The sequence below is a fragment of the Curtobacterium sp. NPDC090217 genome (assembly GCF_044746705.1).
GTDB lineage: Bacteria > Actinomycetota > Actinomycetes > Actinomycetales > Microbacteriaceae > Curtobacterium.
In genome coordinates, this window is sequence record NZ_JBIVCR010000002.1 from 730,722 (window position 1) to 750,695 (window position 19,974).

17 protein-coding genes are annotated in these 19,974 nt (G+C 71.0%); 2 read left to right on the forward strand and 15 right to left on the reverse strand.

Translation table 11 applies throughout. The annotated features are described in order from the left end of the window. Nucleotides 1–73: 73 nt before the first annotated feature. From ACIPJ2_RS11155 to dxr, 8 genes are all read right to left on the reverse strand, one after another. Nucleotides 74–394 carry a YlxR family protein gene (locus ACIPJ2_RS11155; protein ID WP_281264724.1) on the reverse strand — a complete coding sequence of 107 codons (321 nt, stop codon included), beginning with the start codon at nt 392–394 and terminating at the stop codon, nt 74–76. Nucleotides 395–465: 71 nt separating this feature from the next. After that, on the reverse strand, nt 466–1,467 hold the full coding sequence (nusA, locus tag ACIPJ2_RS11160; RefSeq protein WP_402728862.1) for a transcription termination factor NusA: 1,002 nt from the start codon (nt 1,465–1,467) through the stop codon (nt 466–468). 259 nt (nt 1,468–1,726) lie between these two features. Further along, nucleotides 1,727–3,478, reverse strand: a complete 1,752-nt coding sequence (locus ACIPJ2_RS11165) for a proline--tRNA ligase (protein WP_281264726.1) — start codon at nt 3,476–3,478, stop codon at nt 1,727–1,729. Between the two features lie 85 nt (nt 3,479–3,563). After that, the gene (ispG, locus tag ACIPJ2_RS11170) at nt 3,564–4,694 is read right to left on the reverse strand and encodes a flavodoxin-dependent (E)-4-hydroxy-3-methylbut-2-enyl-diphosphate synthase (RefSeq protein ID WP_402728989.1); all 1,131 of its coding nucleotides are present in this window, start codon (nt 4,692–4,694) and stop codon (nt 3,564–3,566) included. A gap of 57 nt (nt 4,695–4,751) precedes the next feature. Beyond that, on the reverse strand, nt 4,752–5,360 hold the full coding sequence (locus ACIPJ2_RS11175) for a cysteine hydrolase family protein (protein WP_402728863.1): 609 nt from the start codon (nt 5,358–5,360) through the stop codon (nt 4,752–4,754). Further along, the gene (locus ACIPJ2_RS11180; protein ID WP_402728864.1) at nt 5,357–6,850 is read right to left on the reverse strand and encodes a purine-cytosine permease family protein; all 1,494 of its coding nucleotides are present in this window, start codon (nt 6,848–6,850) and stop codon (nt 5,357–5,359) included. The genes ACIPJ2_RS11175 and ACIPJ2_RS11180 overlap by 4 nt, the downstream gene beginning before the upstream one ends. 25 nt (nt 6,851–6,875) lie before the next feature. Beyond that, nucleotides 6,876–8,204 (reverse strand): M50 family metallopeptidase, encoded by a 1,329-nt coding sequence (locus tag ACIPJ2_RS11185; protein ID WP_402728865.1) that lies wholly within the window; start codon nt 8,202–8,204, stop codon nt 6,876–6,878. Nucleotides 8,205–8,277: 73 nt separating this feature from the next. Continuing rightward, a complete protein-coding gene (dxr, locus tag ACIPJ2_RS11190; RefSeq protein WP_402728866.1) occupies nt 8,278–9,372 on the reverse strand; it encodes a 1-deoxy-D-xylulose-5-phosphate reductoisomerase in 1,095 nt (364 codons plus the stop codon). Nucleotides 9,373–9,493: 121 nt separating this feature from the next. Here dxr and ACIPJ2_RS11195 point away from each other — a divergent pair, with 121 nt between their 5' ends. Then, nucleotides 9,494–9,985 (forward strand): hypothetical protein, encoded by a 492-nt coding sequence (locus tag ACIPJ2_RS11195; RefSeq protein WP_402728867.1) that lies wholly within the window; start codon nt 9,494–9,496, stop codon nt 9,983–9,985. A gap of 77 nt (nt 9,986–10,062) precedes the next feature. Here ACIPJ2_RS11195 and ACIPJ2_RS11200 read toward each other — a convergent pair whose 3' ends face one another. After that, entirely contained in the window at nt 10,063–11,031 is a 969-nt protein-coding gene (locus tag ACIPJ2_RS11200) for an FKBP-type peptidyl-prolyl cis-trans isomerase (RefSeq protein ID WP_402728868.1), read from the reverse strand. Nucleotides 11,032–11,037: 6 nt separating this feature from the next. Further along, the gene (locus tag ACIPJ2_RS11205; RefSeq protein ID WP_402728869.1) at nt 11,038–11,568 is read right to left on the reverse strand and encodes an OsmC family protein; all 531 of its coding nucleotides are present in this window, start codon (nt 11,566–11,568) and stop codon (nt 11,038–11,040) included. A gap of 54 nt (nt 11,569–11,622) precedes the next feature. On the opposite strand from ACIPJ2_RS11205, the gene ACIPJ2_RS11210 reads away from it, so the two are divergent. Beyond that, on the forward strand, nt 11,623–12,615 hold the full coding sequence (locus ACIPJ2_RS11210; RefSeq protein WP_402728870.1) for an asparaginase: 993 nt from the start codon (nt 11,623–11,625) through the stop codon (nt 12,613–12,615). Here the strand turns inward: ACIPJ2_RS11210 and ACIPJ2_RS11215 are convergent. From ACIPJ2_RS11215 to ACIPJ2_RS11235, 5 genes are all read right to left on the reverse strand, one after another. After that, entirely contained in the window at nt 12,612–13,289 is a 678-nt protein-coding gene (locus ACIPJ2_RS11215; protein WP_402728871.1) for a hypothetical protein, read from the reverse strand. The two genes, ACIPJ2_RS11210 and ACIPJ2_RS11215, sit on opposite strands and share 4 nt — an antisense overlap. Before the next feature lie 92 nt (nt 13,290–13,381). Then, nucleotides 13,382–15,052: a hypothetical protein gene (locus ACIPJ2_RS11220; protein ID WP_402728872.1), complete on the reverse strand. Its 1,671-nt coding sequence runs from the start codon at nt 15,050–15,052 to the stop codon at nt 13,382–13,384. Nucleotides 15,053–15,120: 68 nt separating this feature from the next. After that, entirely contained in the window at nt 15,121–17,595 is a 2,475-nt protein-coding gene (locus tag ACIPJ2_RS11225; protein WP_402728873.1) for a transglutaminaseTgpA domain-containing protein, read from the reverse strand. Then, entirely contained in the window at nt 17,592–19,004 is a 1,413-nt protein-coding gene (locus ACIPJ2_RS11230; RefSeq protein WP_402728874.1) for a DUF58 domain-containing protein, read from the reverse strand. Before ACIPJ2_RS11230 ends, ACIPJ2_RS11225 begins: the two co-directional genes overlap by 4 nt. After that, nucleotides 19,001–19,972 (reverse strand): MoxR family ATPase, encoded by a 972-nt coding sequence (locus ACIPJ2_RS11235; protein WP_281264739.1) that lies wholly within the window; start codon nt 19,970–19,972, stop codon nt 19,001–19,003. Before ACIPJ2_RS11235 ends, ACIPJ2_RS11230 begins: the two co-directional genes overlap by 4 nt. Nucleotides 19,973–19,974: the final 2 nt, after the last annotated feature.

The following is a 19,974-nucleotide window of genomic DNA, read 5'->3' on the forward strand; positions in this document are numbered from 1 at the left end:
GTTCTCCTTCACGGGTCCCACCCCGTCAAGGGGCAGGACTCACTGGATGATGGGTCTCATTTCGAGCCGCTCATCAGTTGTCCATAAGCCGTTCAGCCTGTTCTGTCGTGTCCGGGCGCTCTTCCGCGAGGTCCCTCGGGTGAGGGAGGCTCCGCAGGTAGTCGAGCACCGCAGACGTGTCCGGTTCGCGATCCAGCCGCAGCGCCCGGCGGAAAGCCCTGCGCTTGACGGCCAGCTCGTAGGCTTCGACGGTCGGTGTGAGCCACGCTCCCCGGCCCGGCATGACTGCCTTCGGATCCGCCACCACACGTCCGTCGCCCAGGGCGACGACTCGGAGGAGGGAGGATCGGGATGCGCGACGACGACTGCCGATGCACGTTCTGACGGCGACCACTCTACTCCTTGCCTCCGACGACCGCGATCCGGCGCGCCCGGACGGGGCACGCCGAGCGCGAAACGCGCCCGCTACGACTCGTCGTCCCCGTCGAGGATGCTGTCCGGCTGGATGTCGATGCGCGCACCCGTGAGCTTCGCGGCGAGTCGGGCGTTCTGCCCTTCCTTGCCGATCGCGAGCGACAGCTGGTAGTCCGGCACCAGGGCTCGGACCGCCTTCGTCGACACGTCGAGCACGAAGGCGCTCGTCACCTTCGCCGGCGACAGCGCGCTCGCCACGAACGTCGCGAGGTCCGGCGACCAGTCCACGATGTCGATCTTCTCGGCACCGAGCTCGGTCGTCACGGCGCGCACGCGGGCACCGAGTTCGCCGATGCACGCGCCCTTCGCGTTGACGCCCGGTTCGTTCGCCTTGACCGCGATCTTCGTGCGGTGACCGGCTTCACGAGCGAGCGAGGTGATCTCCACGACGCCGGAGGCGATCTCCGGGACCTCGAGCGCGAACAGCTTGCGGACCAGACCCGGGTGCGTGCGCGACACCGTGATCTGCGGGCCCTTGTTGCCGCGGCCGACGCTCGTCACGTAGACGCGGAGGCGGGAGCCGTGCGTGTACGTCTCCCCCGGGACCTGCTCTTCGGGCGGCAGGATGGCCTCGACGGTGCCGAGGTCGACGTGCACCATCTTCGGGTTCGGACCCTGCTGGACCACACCCGCGACGATGTCGCCTTCCTTGCCGCGGAACTCGCCGAGGATCTTGTCGTCGCCGATGTCGCGGAGTCGCTGGTTGATGACCTGCTTCGCCGCGAACGCCGCGATGCGGCCGAAGTCGCTCGGCTGGTCGACGGCCTCGCCGATGACGGTGCCCTCGTCGTCGCGCTCCGGCACGAAGACGCTGACCTCGCCGGTCTTCCGGTCGAGCTCGACGCGGGACTGCGCGTCGGCCGGCTCGCCGTTCTCGTCGGTGTGCTTGTGGTACGCGGTCAGGATGGCCGACTCGATGATCTGGACGAGTTCTTCGAACGGGATCTCCCGTTCACGCTCCATGAGTCGCAGGACTGCGAGATCGATCTTCACCGAGGGCCTCCGTATTCAGCTGAGTCGCTCCCGCGCACTGGAACCGCGCAGAAGTCGGCGTCCAGACTACCGCACTGCTGGTGGCGACCCGGCCGCGCCGTTGCGGACTGGAGGCACGGTGCCAGCCCGCACCGAGCCTCCCGTCCGGTGCGTGGCGCGCCCAGATCTCCGAAACGGTCGCGGAACGACGAGACGCCGCCGAAATCGGCGGCGTCTCGACGCGGTCGCGGCGTTTCGGCCGCACCGCGGTGTCAGCCTGCTAGATCGCGCGGACCGCCTCGAGCAGGTCGGCGACCGGCACCTCGGTACGCTCACCGCTCGCACGGTTCCACAGTTCGACGATGCCGTCGGCAGCACCACGACCGGAGACGATCACGATCGGCATGCCCAGCAGCTCGGCGTCGCGGAGCTTGACGCCGGGAGAGACCTTCGGACGGTCGTCGTACAGCACGTCGTACCGGTCGTCCTCGAGCGAGGCGACGATCGACGTGGCGAGGTCGTACGCGGTCTCGTCTCGGCCCGTGGCGACGACGTGCACGTCGAACGGCGCGACGTGCTTCGGCCACGCGAGGCCCTTGTCGTCGTTGTGCGCCTCGGCCAGGATCGCCAGGATGCGGGTGACGCCGATGCCGTACGAGCCCATCGTCACGGTGGCGAGCTTGCCGTTCTCGTCCTGCACCTTGAGCCCGAGGGCCTCCGCGTACTTGCGGCCGAGCTGGAACACGTGGCCGATCTCCATGCCGCGGGCGGTCTCGAGCGGGCCGGAGCCGTCGGGTGCGGGGTCGCCGGCACGGACGTCGGAGACCTCGACCACGCCGTCGGCGACGAAGTCACGCCCGGCGACGAGGCCCGAGACGTGGAGGCCGCGCTCGTTCGCGCCGGTCACCCACGCCGTGCCGTCGACGACGCGCGGATCGACGAAGTACCGGATGCCCGTCGCGCTGTCCTCGCCGAGGACCTGCGGGCCGATGTAGCCCTTGACCAGGCCCTTGTGCTTCCGGAAGTCGTCGTCACCAGCGGCTTCGACCTCGGCGGGGGCGAACGAGACCTCTGCCCGCTTCATGTCGACGTCGCGGTCGCCGGGGAGCCCGACGACGACGATCTCCCGCGTGCCGTCGAGGTGCGTCAGCGCGAGCACGACGTTCTTGAGCGTGTCGGCGGCCGTCCACGGCGCACCGTCACGCGGAGCGACCTGGTTGGCGTGCTCGACGAGGGTGTCGATCGTCGGGGTGTCCGACGCCGGCAGCAGCACGGGCTCGGGCTGGCCGTCGATCGGCAGGGCGTCGGGGACCGGGGTGACGTACGCCTCGACGTTGGCCGCGTACCCGCCGGCACTGCGCACGAAGGTGTCCTCGCCGACCGCGATCGGGTGCAGGAACTCTTCCGACTTGGAGCCGCCCATCGCGCCGGCATCGGCCTTGACGATCACGTACTCGAGCCCCAGGCGGGCGAAGATCTTCTCGTAGGCGTCGCGCATCACCTGGTAGCTGCGGTCGAGCCCGGCGTCGTCGAGGTCGAACGAGTACGCGTCCTTCATGGTGAACTCGCGACCGCGCAGGAGCCCGGCACGGGGACGCGCTTCGTCGCGGTACTTGTCCTGGATCTGGAAGAGCGTGACCGGCAGGTCCTTGTACGACGAGTACAGGTCCTTCACCAGGAGCGCGAACATCTCCTCGTGCGTGGGGGCGAGCAGGTAGTCGGAACCCTTGCGGTCCTGCAGGCGGAACATGCCGTCGCCGTACTCGGTCCAGCGGTTCGTCGCTTCGTACGGCTCACGCGGCAGGAGCGCCGGGAGCAGGACTTCCTGCGCGCCGGCGGCGACCATCTCCTCGCGGATGATGCCCTCGATCTTGGCGCGCACGCGCAGCCCGAGCGGCAGCCACGCGAAGATCCCCGGGGACTGGCGACGGACGTACCCGGCGCGGACGAGCAGCTTGTGGCTCGTCACCTCGGCGTCGGAGGGGTCGTCGCGGAGCGTACGGAGGAAGAGATGCGAAAGCCGTGTGACCACGGACGCAAGCCTAGCGGCGGTGGAACCGGTCGTGCGACGGACCGGTACCGGCGTGGAGGAGCCGCCACGGGCCTCCAGACCGGGACTACGCGGTGATGACCTCGGGCTTGCCGGTCGCGGCCGCAGGACCCATCTCGTCGGCCAGGCGGTTCGCCTCCGCGATGAGCGTGGCGACGATCTCGGCCTCCGGCACGGTCTTGATGACCTGGCCCTTGACGAAGATCTGGCCCTTGCCGTTGCCGGACGCGACGCCGAGGTCGGCCTCGCGGGCTTCACCAGGGCCGTTCACGACGCAGCCCATCACGGCGACGCGGAGCGGCACGGTCATGCCCTCGAGCCCCGTCGTGACGTCGTTCGCGAGCTGGTAGACGTCCACCTGGGCGCGGCCGCAGCTCGGGCACGAGACGATCTCGAGCTTGCGCTCGCGGAGGTTCAGCGACTGCAGGATCTGCAGGCCGACCTTCACCTCTTGCGCGGGGGGCGCAGACAGGGACACGCGGATGGTGTCGCCGATGCCCTCGCTGAGCAGGATGCCGAACGCGGTGGCGCTCTTGATGGTGCCCTGGAACTCCGGACCGGCCTCGGTCACGCCGAGGTGCAGGGGCCAGTCGCCGCGCTCGGCGAGCTGCCGGTAGGCCTTCACCATCACGATCGGGTCGTTGTGCTTGACCGAGATCTTGAAGTCGTGGAAGTCGTGCTCCTCGAACAGGCTCGCTTCCCAGACGGCCGACTCGACGAGCGCCTCCGGGGTGGCCTTGCCGTACTTCTGGAGCAGGCTCGGCTCGAGCGACCCGGCGTTCACCCCGATACGGAGGCTGACGTTCGCCGCCTTGGCCGCCGCGGCGATCGCGCCCACCTGGTCGTCGAACTTGCGGATGTTGCCCGGGTTCACGCGGACGGCGGCACATCCGGCGTCGATCGCCTGGAAGACGTACTTGGGCTGGAAGTGGATGTCGGCGATCACCGGGATCTGCGACTTCTTCGCGATGATCGGCAGCGCGTCGGCGTCGTCCTGGGTCGGCACCGCCACGCGGACGATGTCACAGCCGGACGCCGTGAGCTCAGCGATCTGCTGCAGGGTCGCGTTGATGTTCGTGGTCGGCGTCGTGGTCATCGACTGCACGGAGACCGGCGCGTCGCCACCGACCAGCACCTTGCCGACCCGGATCTGCCGGGACTTGCGACGGGGGGCGAGGGTTTCCGGGGCCTTGGGCATACCGAGATTCACTGCGGGCACGCATCGAACTCTACGCGCTCCGGGTGCGCGCGAACCTCAGAGCGTGTCGACGACCGTGATCAGCGGGGCGTACAGGCGCATGGTGACGAGGGCGCGCTCGTGGTGCGCGTCACTCGCGCCGGCGCAGGCGTCCGCGACGACCGTCACGCGGGCGCCGGCGTCCGCCGCCGCGAGCGCGGTCGACAGGACGCAGCAATCCGTCGACACGCCGGTCAGGACCAGGTGCGGCTGGTCGCCGACGACGGACTGGGCCCCGCGCGCCGGTTCCGCGCGCCGCGGAGCTTGCGGAGCGGCGTGACGGCCGAGCGCGTGGGAGAGGCCCGTCCCCCACTTGCCGAAGGACGTCTCGGTGACGACGGGGCCGTCCAGGGCCGCGAACGGCTCCGTCAGGTCGTACAGCGGATCGTCGGCGGGGACGAGCGCGAAGGGCCAGTCGCGGTAGTAGTCGCCCCATGCACCCTGTGGGTGCTCCGGCGCGACGAAGCGGGTACGGACCGTCCGATCCGAGAACCGCGGGAGCAGGCGCTGGATCCCCGCAGCAGCGTCGTCGTAGCGTGGCGCGGCCCACTGGCTGTCACCGGTGAAGACGCGTTGCATGTCGATCACGACGAGCCACGCGTCGCCGGTGTCCGGTGCAGGAGTCACGGGTGCAGCTCCGTCGCGGGGACGCTGTCGATCGGCTCGGTCACCGGCAGTGCCTCCTGCTCGCGGATCGACCGGCGGGCGAAGAGCAGCGTCCCGAGGAACCCGACGACCAGGGCCACCAGCACACCGAGGTTCGCGTACGCCCATGCACCCGTGCGACCGCCGAGTCCGAACGGCTCCAGCAGGTACCCCTGCCAGTTGAGCCACGATGGGACGCCGTACGTGTTCGTCACGAGTCCCCAACCGAGCGCGGTCCCGAGCACGACGAGCCCGATCGCTCCCCAGCGGACGTCACCGTACCGGCCGGTCGTCGCGTGCAGCTCCCCCTCGGCATAGGCCTTCCGGCGCAGGACGACGTCGGCCACGAAGACGCCGCACCACGCCGCGATCGGGACGCCGAGCGTCACCAGGAACGCCTGGAACGGCGAGATGAAGTCGGTCGCGAAGAACACCACGTAGATCGCACCGGCGACCATGAAGGCGCCGTCCACCCCCGCGGCGACCGGGCGCGGGATGCGGATCCCGGCACTCAGCAGTGCGAGTCCGGAGGAGTAGATGTCGAGGACCGCACCGCCGACCAGGCCGAGGATGGCGACGATGGCGAACGGCACGAGGAACCAGACCGGCAGCAGCGTGGTGAGCGCGCCGATCGGGTCGGCACTGATGTCGGTGTTCAGCTGCTTCGACGACCCCGCGAGCAGGACCCCGGTGACGACGAGCACCACCGGGGCGAGCGCTCCCCCGAACGTCGTCCACCACACCACCCCGCCCGTCGAGGCCGACCGCGGCAGGTACCTGGAGTAGTCGGCGGCGGCGTTCACCCAGCCGAGGCCGAACCCGGTCATCACGAGGACCAGTGCGCCGACGACGTTCTGCGCGCTCCCGGATGGCAGCGCCGCGAGTGCGCCGAAGTCGATCGACCCGGCGACGAGCACGATGTAGACGACCGTCAGCACGGCGGTGATCACGGTGATCCACGCCTGCAGCCGCATGATCACGTCGAACCCGGCGATGCCGGCGCCGATCACCAGCGCGGCGACGACCACGAGCGCGACGAGCTTCGTCACGACGCCGTCGTCCCAGCCGAGCTCCCGGAACACCGTCGACGTCGCGAGCACCGCCAGCGCGGCGAGCGAGGTCTCCCATCCGACGGTGAGGATCCAGCTCAGGAACGACGGCAGTCGGTTGCCCCGCACGCCGAAGGCCGCGCGGCTCAGGACCATCGTCGGCGCAGAACCGCGCTTGCCGGCGATCGCCACGATGCCGCACAGCAGGAACGAGAACACGACCCCGATGACGGACACCACGGTCGCCTGGACCACGGAGATCCCGAAGCCCAGCACGAACGAGCCGTAGCTCAGCCCGAGGACGGAGATGTTGGCGGCGAACCACGGCCAGAACAGCCCACGGGGCCGCCCCTTCCGCTCGGACTCGGCGATGACGTCGATGCCCTGCCGTTCGACGGCACGGACCTCGGGCGCTGTGCTCATGCGCTGAGCGTAGTGCTGGCGGGGCCTATCCGAACAGGTTCACCGGCCGCACGATGTCGGCGTAGATCAGCAGTGCGCTCATGCCGGCGAGCAACACCACGACGACCATCGTGAGCGGCATGGTCTTCGCGAGGTCGATGGGACCGGGGTCCGCCTTGCCGACGAGCTTGAAGGCGCGACGCTTGATCGCCTCCCAGAGGGCGCCGGCGATGTGGCCGCCGTCGAGTGGCAGGAGCGGCACCATGTTCAGCACGAACAGGCCGATGTTCAGCGACGCCAGCAGCCCGAGGATCGTGTAGATCTTGTCGACCACGGGGACGCCGCTCATCGACGACACCGTGCCGATCGCCCGACCGACACCGACCACGGACACCGGGCTGTCCGACGAACGCTCCTGGGCGCCGAAGGCCGCGTTCCAGACCGCGACGAGGCGCTGCGGGAGGTCGATGATGAGGTGGGCGGACGCCCCGATCTGCGCCCCGGTGGCCGGGAGCACCGCAGCGGGCGACTGCCGCACGAGCGTCTGGCCGATCGAGACCCCGACCACACCGACCTGCTGGGTCTTCGCGGTGCCGTCATCGTTCTTCACGACCTTCCCCTGCGCGTCGTAGACGTCGCGGGTGGCCAGCGCCGGCGTGACCTCGAGGGTCTTCCGTGCACCGTCGCGCTCGACGACGACCTCGACCGACTTGCCAGCCGACTCCTGGAACGTGTCGGAGACCTCGGCGATCGTCGGGTTCTCCTTGCCGCCGACGGCGAGGACCACGTCGCCGGAGCGGATCCCCGCTTCCTTCGCCGGGGAGACGGCGTCCCCTGGTGAACACGTGGTCGTCGCGGTCGTCGGGAGCACGCAGTCGACGCTCGACGTGAAGGTCGTGGTCGGCGCGCCGAACCCGACGAGCAGCACACCGAACAGGACGATCCCGATCACCAGGTTCATCGCCGGCCCGGCGACCATCACGATGATGCGCTTCCACGGGGTCAACCGGTAGAACGCCCGCGAGTCGTCGCCGCCGGACTCCGCGATCTGCTCGGCACTGGCCTGCCTGGCGTCCTGCACGAACGCGCTGTACATGCCCGTGTTCGTGATGGCGCGGCCGGAAGCGCGGGGCTTCAGCATGCCGACCATCGAGATGTAGCCGCCGAGCAGGATCGGGCGGATGCCGTACTCGGTCTCGCCCCGACGGAACGACCAGAGCGCCTTGCCGAAGCCGAGCGAGTACTGCGTCACCTTCACGCCGAAGAGCTTCGCGAACGCGAGGTGACCGAGCTCGTGGAGCCCGATCGAGATCAGCAGGCCGACGATGAAGACGACCACGCCGAGGACGAAGAGGAGCACGGTTCCGACGGTCACCGGAGAAGCGTACGGGACGCTGGCAAAGAAGCAGCCGAGCGTGTCCTGGGTGGTGACCCGTGCCTCCTCCGCGTCAGCGGGCCAGCGCGCGGTCCGCAGCGGTGCGTGCCCACCGCTCCGACGCGAGGACGCCGTCGAGCGACGGCTCCGTGGGCTCGTGCGACTCCACCACCCGCTCGATCGTCTCCACGATGTCGAGGAAGCCGATCGCGCCGGCGTGGAACGCGGCGACGGCCTGCTCGTTCGCGGCGTTGAACACGGCCGGGTACGTGCCGCCGAGTTCGCCGACCCGCTTCGCCAGCGCCACCGCACCGAACGCCTCGTCGTCGAGCGGCTCGAACGTCCACGTGCTCGCCGACGTCCAGTCGAGCGGGACCCCGACACCGGGGACACGGTGCGGCCACGCGAGCCCGAGCGCGATCGGCAGCCGCATGTCAGGGGGCGATGCCTGCGCGATCGTGGAACCGTCGGTGAACTCCACCATCGAGTGCACGATCGACTGGGCGTGCACGGTGACGTCGATGCGGTCGTACGGCACGCCGAAGAGCAGGTGCGCCTCGATCACCTCGAGGCCCTTGTTCACCAGGGTGGCCGAGTTCGTCGTCACCACGAGGCCCATGTCCCACGTCGGGTGCGCGAGCGCCTGCTGCGGCGTCACGTCGACGAGGCTCGCACGGGACCTGCCGCGGAACGGGCCGCCGCTGGCCGTCAGGACCAGGCGGCGGACCTCGGCGTCGGTGCCCGAGCGGAGGGCCTGCGCGATCGCGGAGTGCTCGCTGTCGACCGGCACGATCTGGCCGGGTGACGCCGCCGCCTGCACGAGCGGGCCGCCGACGATCAGGCTCTCCTTGTTCGCCAGGGCGAGGGTGGCGTCCGTCTCGAGCGTCGCGAGCGTCGGGCCGAGGCCCACGGAGCCGGTGATGCCGTTGAGCACGACGTCCGCCTCGACGCTGCGGATCAGGCGCTCGGCGTCGGCGGCCCCGAGCGCGGTGTCGCGGACGCCGAACTCGGCAGCCTGCTCGGCCATCGTGGCGGCGTTCGTCCCCGCGGTGAGGCCGACGACCTCGAAGCGGTCGGGGTTGCGGGCGACGACGTCGAGCGCCTGCGTGCCGATCGAGCCGGTGCTGCCGAGGACGATGATGCGGCGGCGTTCGGGGGTGGCGTGCATGATCCCCCAACCTACTCGGTCCCGATCGGGAGCTCGGATGTCAACCTGCAATATCCATCCGCCAGAGTTTCACCGCTGCTACATTGCGAGGGACCAGATGGTCACCATGGGAGGGAAGAAAATGAAGAACAGACTCATCACGATCGCCGCGACCGCAATCGTGGTCGCAGGAGCAGCCGTGACACCGCAAGCAGCGTTCGCGACCACTGGGGCGGATGGGTATGCCGCGATCGATGCGCGTCTCGCTGCTCTGCAGGAGACCCAGTCCACGGCCGATGCGGAGCGCATTCTCGCGAGCGGGGGCAACGTCCAGGCGCTGGTCGATCCGGACACCGGTGAAGTGCTGGCAGCATTCCGCTCCTCAGCACGAGCACTCACGCCTGTGACTCCTGGCTGCACGACGACCAGTGCGTGTATGACGTCATCCTCGGGAGTTCCGTATGGCTACACCGGCAGCGGAACACGAACTGGCAGCTGGAAGAACATCGTCCGCGTCGGAGCTGGGGATCGCCGCACGAGCTACGCGGCGTCGAACGGAGCCGCGTACAACTACAGCGCTGGTGTGACGATCAGCTGGGCACGGCCGGTCACGGTCGTGAAGATCTCGCGGTGACGAAGGGCTGAAGCACTCGAGAGAACGAACGAGCGGGCGACGGATAACCGTCGCCCGCTCGTCTGTGTGCCGACGGATCAGCCCTTTGCGAGGATGTCGACGACGAAGACGAGCGTCGCGTTCTTCGGGATTCCCGATCCCTCTCGAGGCGTGGCGCCGTAGCCATCCTCCGGGGTGACGACGATCATGACCTGGGAGCCGACCTTCTGGCCGACCAGTCCGGTCACGAAGCCCTTGATCAGGGAGCCCTCGGCGATGGTGAAGGTCGTCGGCGCGCCCTTCGACCACGAGGAGTCGAACTCCTTGCCGCCGTCGTAGAGGACGCCCTTGTACTGCACCAGCGCGGTGTCCCCCTCGGCGATCTCGTCGCCGTCGCCCTGCTTGATGACCTCGGCGGTCGTCTTGGTCGGAGCGGTGGTGTCCGGGATGGTGATCTCCGGTTCGCCGTCGGACTTGTCCTTGACGGTCGGCAGGTCGGGGTTCTGCGTCTGAGCCGCCCCCGTGGACTTCGTCGGCGTCTGCGCGATGACGTCGGCCACGACGACGATGTTGCCGCCGGTGTTGAACCCGAGCGCCGACGAAGCGCCGACGGCAGCGATGCGGTCGCCGACGTGCGAGCACGCGAGGAGCGCACCGAAACCGCTGCCACCGACGGACAGGACCTGGGCGTTGCCCTGGTCGAACCCGACCGTCCCGAGCTTCTTGGCGTCCGACGCCTGGTAGACGCTGTACGCGACCTGCGTGTAGTCGCCGTTCTTCAGCGCCGCGCCGGAGCCCTTGGTGACGGTCGTCGCCTGCGGCGGCGTCGCCTTGATCCCCTTGGAGAACGTCACGGTCGGGGCCGTCTTGCCGCCGAAGTCACCGGAGACGTCGATCGCAGCCGAGGCCTTCCCTGGCTTCGGGCAGCTGGTGATCGCCGACGCGGTCGCGCTGGACGACGCGGACGGCGTCGCCGACGAGTCGGTGGAACCGGAACCGGAGCAGGCGGCCAGTCCGAGGACGACGGCGGGCACCAGGGCGATCGGGAGCAGGCGGAGACGCTTCACGGGCACCTAGTCTGCCTCACTCGTCGATGAGTCGGCTCCGAGTCGGGGTTCGCCTGGTCGACCGGCCGGGTCGGCGACGATGGTCGTGGCGTCGTGGTGGACCGGGAAGGCCACCGACCGGGCGATGAAGCAGAGGGCGTTCGCGGCCGCGTGCGCCGCCTCGGCATCAGCGACGCGATCGGCTTCGGCGATCGTCACGACCGGGTGGAGCGTCGCGCCGGTCAGTTCGCCGGAGCCGTCGCGGTTCAGGTTCATCGAGGCGGTGGCACGGTCCTCGTAGGCGAGGACGGTGAATCCCTGCGTCACCGCGACGTGCAGGTAGCTGAGCATGTGGCACTGGGCGAGCGCCGCCGTCACCATCTCCTCCGGGTTCCAGCGATCGCGGTCGCCACGGAACGTCGGGTCGGCGGACCCGAGGACATCGGGCTTGCCGGTGGCGGAGACCACGTGGTCGCGCCCGTACTCGCGGTACCCGCTGGTGCCGGTCCCACGGTCGCCGGTCCAGCGGACCTCGACCTCGTAGGTGTGGTCGTGCATGCCTGCTCCCCTTCCAGGGCGATCCGGTGCCGTGCGGCTCGGTACGATCTCGGTATGACGGAGAGCTCCGATGTCCGCACCGACCGCCATCCTCTCACCGCCGACGGCTCCGTCGAGCTCGCGGTGCTCGAACGCTCCGGCTTCGACGAGAGCCGGCACATCGGAGCCGGTGTCGTCGTCGACGCCTCGGGCACGGTGATCGACTCCGTCGGGGACATCTCCGCGAGCATCTACCCGCGCTCCACGATGAAGCCGTTCCAGGCGCTCGCCATCCGACGGGCCGGCGCGCGGTTCTCGGACGCGGAACTCGTGATGACGACGGCGAGCCACGCCGGAACGCCGTCGCACCAGGCGCTGGCCGAGCACATGCTGGCCTCCTTCGACCACGTCGAGGCCGACCTCGGATGTCCGCCGGACATGCCGTACGACCGGGCGACGGCGCGGACCATGACCGAGCCCCGTCGGCTCGCGATGAACTGCTCCGGCAAGCACGCCGGCATGCTCGCCGCCTGCCGGGTGAACGGGTGGGACGCCGCGACCTACCTCGACATCGACCACCCGATGCAGCGCGCCGTCCGGGCCACCGTCGAGGACGCGACCGGGGAGGTCGTCGACGTGGTCGGCGTCGACGGGTGCGGGGCGCCGGTGTTCCCGCTGACGTTCACCGGCATGGCCCGTGGCATCGCGGGTGTGGTGCAGCGCGGCGACGCCGACACGGCTGCCCTCACCGACGCGATCCTCGCGAACCCCTGGGCGATCGACGGGGTCGGGCGAGCGAACACGGTCACGATCGAGCGGCTCGGGCTCGTCGCCAAGCTCGGTGCCGAGGGGGTCATGGTCATGGCTGCGCCCGGCGGTGCCGCGGTCGTCGTCAAGGTCCTCGACGGAGCACTCCGCGCCGGCACGCTGGCAGCGCTCACGCTGCTCGAGCGGAACGGCGTCGTCTCGGCGGACGGTGTCGCCGACGTGCTCGGCACCACCGGCGAGAAGGTCCTGGGCGGCGGCTTCCCGGTCGGGTCGATCCGCCCCGGTGCCGGGCTCCGCTAGACCGCAGGCGGGTCGAGGCCCGGGAGCACCGGGGCCAGTGCCATCCCGACGGGTTCGTCCGGGTCGCTGCGGAGCGTGCAGCCGTAGCGGGTGACCTCGATGGTGGGACAGGGACGGCGTGGTCGGCACCGGAGATCGGGAACGAGCACGACGGAGCCGTCCCTGCTGCCGTCGGCGCCGACCAGCACGGCCACCGCGAAACCCGACGGCAGCGTCGCGACGGGCGCGCAGGCCAGCTCGGGCAGGACGACGTCGGCGCCGTGGGCGACCCGGAGCTCCTGATCGGCGGTCGCCGTCGCCCCGAGGCCTGCCGTGACCGCCGCGAAGACACCGGCGGCCAGTGCGCCGCGACCGACGACCAGCACGCCGTCGAGGCGGTCGATCGACACGGGTCCTCCCCCGATCACCCGGCCGACGTGCAGCGCACCGCTGTCGAGCGCACGGCCATCGGGTACCAGGTCGACGACCACCTCGTCCATGGGGAAGCGGACCTCGATCGGCGCGGGGCGCTCCCTGTTCGCCGACCGCGACCGCACGACCGACGCGATCGCACCGAGGATGACGGCCGCTGCGAGAGAAGTGGTTCGCTGTCCTGGTGGGCCCGGGAGCGACGCGGCAGCTCCGGCCACGGCGGCGACGGCCAGCACGGACCATCGAACGGCGGGTGCTCCCATGCCGTCGAGTCCATCGCACCAGGTCGACGAACGTGAGCGGGCGCCGGAGTCCGTGGAGAACCCCGGCGCCCGCCGTCGTGTGCAGGGACGCGCTACTGCACGAGGAAGAACTGCTCGCCGATGTCCACCCGGGCTCCGCGCTCCACCCGGTACCGACGACCCGGCTCGCATCGGCGGATCGATCCGTCGATGTGCCGGATGACGGACCCGTTGCCGGAGAACCGGTCGGACACCCAGAGGTCGGCGTCATCGCGCCCGAGCTCGAGGTGCGTCTTCGACACGGACTTGCCCGGGTCGTGGATCGTCAGCAGGTCGTCGAACCGTTCGCCGGGCTCGGGGCGCGGCAGACGCCCGAGCAGTCCGGTCCCGTGGACGCCGATGCGCTCGCCGGTGCTGAAGTGCAGGACGAAGGGCGCACGCGTCGGGGTCTTCGTGACGATCCGCGTCTCGTCCACGTCCTCGTCGAGCTGCGCGGACTCGTCGGCGTCGGTGCTCGAGGGCACGACGTCTGCGTCGGACAACGGTCGAGCAGGCTCCGCACCGGGGATGGGCGGCAGGGGCGCGACGGTCGGGACAGGCGGGAGGGGTGCTGCGGTCGGGACGGGTGCGTCCTCGCGCGCGGGCACATCCTGTCGCGAGACCTCGACGTCGTCCGCCGCCTGGACCTGGTCCGTCGGCTTCGCGTCGTCCGTCGCCTCGACGTCGTCCGTCGGCTCGACGTCGTCCGTCGGTCCGACCTCGTCCGTCGGCTCGGGGTCGTCCGTCCGCTCGGCGTCGTCCGTCGGCGCGTCGACCGGGATCTCGTCGTCCGGTGCTTCCACCGGCGACCCGTCGTCGTTCGCCGCCCAGTCGGGACGGTCCATCGGCAACGGCATCACGGGACCGGTGAACGCGGCGGTGACCGCGGGACGGACCGCCCCGCACTCGCCGCAGAAGATGTCGTCGGGCTCGAGCCGGTGGCCGCACACGTGGCACGTCGTCGGCTGCAGCCCGGGCTGGACCAATGGTGCGGGACGCATCGACCGGCGGTCGACCAGCGGCTCGACGACCGCGGTGTCGCCCGGCCGCGCACCGGTGTCGCCCTCGGGAAGGACATCGGGCGTGGCCTCGTCCTGAACCTGCGCGGCCGACGCCTCGGCTGGCGAGACTGCGTCGTCGCGATCGGCGGACACCGACTCCGTCACCGGTTCGGCAGCGGCCGACTGCTCGTCGACGGCTCGACCGATCCACCACGAGGGCGCGCTCGGAGCGGTCGCGGGTGCAGGCTCCGGCGCCCAGAACGGCGCGGCGGCGGCCCCGGCCTCGGGCTGCGACGGCTGGAACGTCGGCGGCACCGGGGTGGTTCCTGCGCCGGAGCGGGGTGCGACGCGGGTGACCTCCGGGTCGTCCTCGACGGCAACGGCCTCGGACGGGAACGCGTCCGGGTCGAGCGGCGGCTCCGACGGCGCCTGCGTGCTCGGAGAACCCTCGCCGCCCGTCCACGCACCGAGGCCGCTGCCGGCACCGTGCACGTGGGTCGGCGCGGAGCGGGGCGCATAGGCGTCCGGCGTCCGGACGGGAACGGGTGCGGTCGGACCGGCCTGCCGGCGATCGGCACCGGTGAGCCAGGCTCTGGTGGCGGGGTCGAGCGTCGACTCCGGCAGCCACGCCTCTGCGGCGGGGTCCTGGCGACGGCCGTGCTGGTCCGGCTGCTGGAGCGGCGGCGGTGTCGCACGGTCGACGGGCTCGGGCGCGACGGATCGTCGCCCGGGAGCCGCGTTCACCGCTCGACCGCACTCACCGCAGAAGATCGCTCCGTCCGGGAGCACCGATCCGCAGTGTTCGCATCTGATCACAGGTTGCCTCTGTCCTCGTCCGGCCCGCCGTGACGCTCGTCGGGCCTCCGGACATCGTAGTCACCGCCGGCTCCACGCCGTCGCTGGCCGGCACCCACCCGCCGTCGGAGTGCGCCGCCGACACGTGCGACGGCCGCCCCCGGTGCGGTGCTGCGCAGCGACCTCGTCGACACGGCGGTGCGGATGCGCTCCCGCCGGGTCCGTCCGTCGCGGAGGTCGTCGATCGCGGTGTCGGTGGCCTCCCACATGCGGTCGGCAGTTCGGTCGTCCGCCTCGCTCGGGCCGAACACCGCTCGGTCCGCCAGCGCGGCGAGTCCGGTTCCACCGTCCCCCGGGGCGCTCGACGCGACCTCTCGTCGCGTCGACTCCGCACGGACGTCGTGTCCGCGGTCGAGCAACGCGTCCCGGTACTCGTCCCACGCGCCGACGATGCGGCCCCTGGCAGTCGCGGCGCGGCGACGGCGACGACGACGGATCCGCTTCAGCAGCACGATCACGCCGAACGGCAGCAACACCAGGGCGATGAACGCGAGGGTCCCGAGCACCCACGGCAGTGCGGCGAGCAGGATCTGCAACCAGAGCGGTGGTTGGTCCGGGGTGTTCCGGTCGCTCTGCGGCGGCGTCTGCTGGTCCTGGTCCTGCTGGTCGACGGGCGGCGGCGGCACCACCGTCTCGGGCCTGGTGACCGGTTGCGGGGTCTGCTCCTGCTCCTTCGGGATCTCCCGGACGGTCGGGTTGGGGTTCAGGGTGACCCATCCCCACTGCGCCGTGTCCACCTCGATGCGGGCCGTCACGTCGGAACCGCGGAAGGTCGTCGTGCCGGCAGCACCAGAGGAGGACGGCGTCGATCCGGAGTCACCCCCCGCTGCGAAGCCCAGCACGACCCGGGTGGGGAAGCCGATCGACTCGGACATCAGCGCCGCCGCGACGGCGTACTGCTCCTGGTCGCCGAGCATCAGCGGCGAGGTGAGGAGTTCCTGGATGCGGTCGGCACCGTGGCCCGAACGGCTGACCCGGTCGTCACCCACACCGTGGCTGACGTACCCGTTCCGCTGCAGTGCCTGCACCACGGCCACGAGCTTCGCCCCGTCGCTCTGTGCATCGGTGGTCGTGGACTCGACGGTGTCACGCACGGCGTCCGGGACGTTGCGGGCGGCGGGGACAGACGCGGTTCCCGGACGCGCGGTCGCCAGCTGTTCCTCCGTCGGCTGGTCGGGGACCACCGCGGTGAGGTCGTACCGCGTGCCGTCCTGCACCCCGCCGACGACCGCTCCGGTGCGGGTCGATGCGTTGTAGAAGAACGCACTGCGCTCCCGCTCCCCCGCAGCGCCCGCGAACTCGACGCGTTCGAGGTCGCCGACGGTCGGGAGCCAGACCCCGGAGTAGCCGTCCACGGTCACCCCGACGTGCACGGTGGTCCCGCTCACGCCGCGGACGTCCACCGACGTCGGGACACGCTCGAACGTGCCCGATGCCGACGAGCCGTCCGTCCCGCCGACGCGGTAGACCACGCCGTCGTACGTGTCCAGCGTGGCGATCCGGACGAACCCGTTCTCCGGCAGGCCGGTGACACGGAGCTGCGTGGTGTCCGCCTCGGTCGATTCCTCGTAGGCCCGGAAGCCGCTGAGCGGGCTGACGTAGTCGCGGGGATCGAACGGCTTGACGACGTCCGTCCTCGCGACGGTCCGCGCGGTGGTCGGCGGCGCGACCAGCCCCAGTCCGGTCGCGACGACCGCCGCAGCGACGATCGTCCCCGTCCCGACCAGGGCCGGCCGGACGACGGACCTGGTCACCGTGACACGGGCGCCGATCGTCTGGGCCACCGCGACCGCGCGGCGCGCGTGGCGCACCGTGAGCGCCCAGACGAGCGCGATGCCGGTGAGCACGACCGCGAGGGCGAGCGACGTGTCGAGACGGCTCGGCCCGACGACGACACCGGCGGCGAACAGCACCAGTGCCGGGATGCTCGCCAGTTCCTGCCTGGAGGCACGGGTCGCCACGCTCACGGACGTCACCGTCGCGAGGAGGATCGTCACGAAGAACGGCACCAGGAGGGCTTCGTAGGTCCCGACCGGCAGGCTGATGGTGACGAGCCGCTTCCAGCCGAGCGCGACGCCGGAGAAGAGGTCCAGGAGGCCCTGGCCGGTCGGGAGCACCCCGTTCGCCTCCCCCGGCACGGCGGCGGGGACACCGGTCACCGTGAACGCCGCGACCGTCGCGATCGCGACGACCGCGGTCGGCAGACGGAAGACGGCGCCGAGCAGCGCGACGAGCGAACCGACGAGCACCGCGGTGACCGCGGCGACGACCATGCCGTCGTCGCGGTACACCGGCCACCACGCGACGCTCGCGACCGCCAGGAGCAGCCACACGACGAGCGTGCCGCCGACGAGCCGGAACGCCGGCACCCGCCGGGCCCGACGTCGCGTGTCTCGCCGTGCGCGCGACGGCACCACCGCGGGGGCGCTCATGCGGCGGCCGATCGGTGCAGCGCGTGCCGGAGGTCGTCGAGGTAGCCGATCGTCATCACGGTCAACCCTGGTACTCGCACGAACCGCGGGACGGCCTCGGGCTCGCAGATCACGGCGACGACCTCGACGCCGATCGGGAAGCGGGTGGCAGCGAGGCGGAGCGCGGGGAGTTCGACCGCAGATCCGACGACGAGGAACGCGACCGAGATCCCGGCGGTGTCGTTGCCCACGATGCGAGCGACCTCGGCGACGGGCAGGCAGGCGTCCGCCAGGCCGACGGTCGCGAAGTCGTCCAGCAGTCGCGTCGGGGTCACGGTCGGCAGGCGGTGCACGGCGTAGACGGCGCGCTTGGCGAACTCCGGGGTGCGTTCGGACACGACGACCGTGACCTCTCGGCCGTCTCGCACCGCACGGCTGCCGAGGGACGCCGCGGCGCTGACCGCGAGCTCGAACTCCTCGTCGTCCACGAACTCGGTCCTGGAGATGCCGAGCGCGATCACCAGGTGCGACCGACGCGTGTCCTCGAACTGGCGCACCATGAGCGCGCCGGTCTTCGCCGTCGACTTCCAGTGGATGTTCCGGGGATCGTCACCCGGCATGTACTCACGGATCGCGTGGAAGGAGATGTCGGCAGGCGAGAGGTCGGTCGTCGCCTGCCCCTCGAGGTCCCGGACCAGACCGGTGCTGGTCGACGGGATCGCGACCGTCCTCGGGTGCACGATGACCTGTTCGCGAGCCGTCCAGACGATCTCCCGGCGCACGAGGCCCACCGGGTCGGCGCGGACGCCCGTCACCGGACCGACGTCGAGGACCCCTCGGCGGACCGTCGGGACGGGGACCTCTCGTTCGAACGTGCCCCGCGGGGCGATGGTCGGGATCGCGACGTCCACGAGTCCGGCGCCGACCGGCACCTCGACCGTGATCGGGACGGACGGCAGACGTGCGGGGTTCTCCGCGGTGACGGTCACGCCCGCCGGGTCACCGACCGCGACGCGGCGGACCGGGAGGCTCATCCGGATGAGCAGCCTCGACCCGCCGATGAGCGCGACGGCCGCGACGACCACGAGCAGGGCACCGGCGAAGCCGACGACGACGACCTCGCGCAGGCCGAAGACGTACCCCGTGACGAACGCGACGAGCGTGAGCGCGGCGACCGTCCAGCCCAGGCCGGTGACCACCGACGAGACCTCGGTCCACCCGCGTGCCACGAGCCTCCAGGCCGTGTGCCACAGACGGACGATCCCGACGACCGCGTCGGCGGCGACGCCGTCGCGGTCGCCGACCAGCCGCGTGCGGACGTTCGTCAGGCCGGCGACCGTCCCCGTGCGCTCGTACGCCGTGCTCGAACGACGCGACCGCGTCGACGAGGGACGGCGCGAGCGCGTGGAGACGGGCCGGCGGTCCGTCACGACGTGACCCGGTCCGCGGGCGGCGGGGTCTCCACCAGGAGCTGGGAGACGACGCTCGAGGCACTGACACCGTCGAACTCCGCCTCGGCGTCGAGCACGAGACGGTGGGCGAGCACGGGCTCCGCGAGTGCCTTGACGTCGTCGGGGGTGACGTAGTGCCGGCCGCTCAGTGCCGCGAACACGCGCGACGCGCGCATGAGTCCCATTGCACCGCGGACACTGACGCCGAGGCGGACCTCGCTCGCCGAACGCGTGGCGTCCACGAGGCGGGCGACGTAGTCGGCGATCGTCGCGTCGACGTGCACCGTGCGGGCCAGCGCCGCCATCTCCGTGATCGTCGCAGCGGGCACCACGCTCGCGAGCGGCACCGACGACGCCGGCGCCGAGGAGGTCTCGAGGATCTTCACCGTCGCCGCGTGGTCCGGGTAGCCGATCGACGTCTTCATCAGGAAGCGGTCGAGCTGCGCCTCCGGGAGCCGGTACGTGCCCGCCTGCTCGATGGGGTTCTGCGTCGCGATGACCATGAACGGCGCTGCGAGCCGGTGGTTCACACCGTCGACCGTGATCGCGGATTCCTCCATCGCCTCCAGGAGCGCAGACTGCGTCTTCGGGCTCGCGCGGTTGATCTCGTCGGCGAGCACGATGTTCGCGAAGACCGGGCCGCGGTGGAACTCGAACTCCTGCGCGCGCTGGTCGTAGACGCTGATGCCGGTGATGTCACCAGGCAGCAGGTCCGGGGTGAACTGGATCCGGTTCGTCGAGCCCTGCACACTCTGCGCCAGCGCCCGCGCCATGCTCGTCTTCCCGGTGCCGGGGACGTCCTCCAGCAGCAGGTGGCCCTCGCTGAGCATCGCCGTGACCGCGAGTCGGATCACGAACGTCTTCCCCAGGAGCACCTGCTCGACGTTGGTCACGATGCGGCCGGAGACGTCGGCGAACCAGGTGGCCTGCTCGGGGGTCATGCTCATGT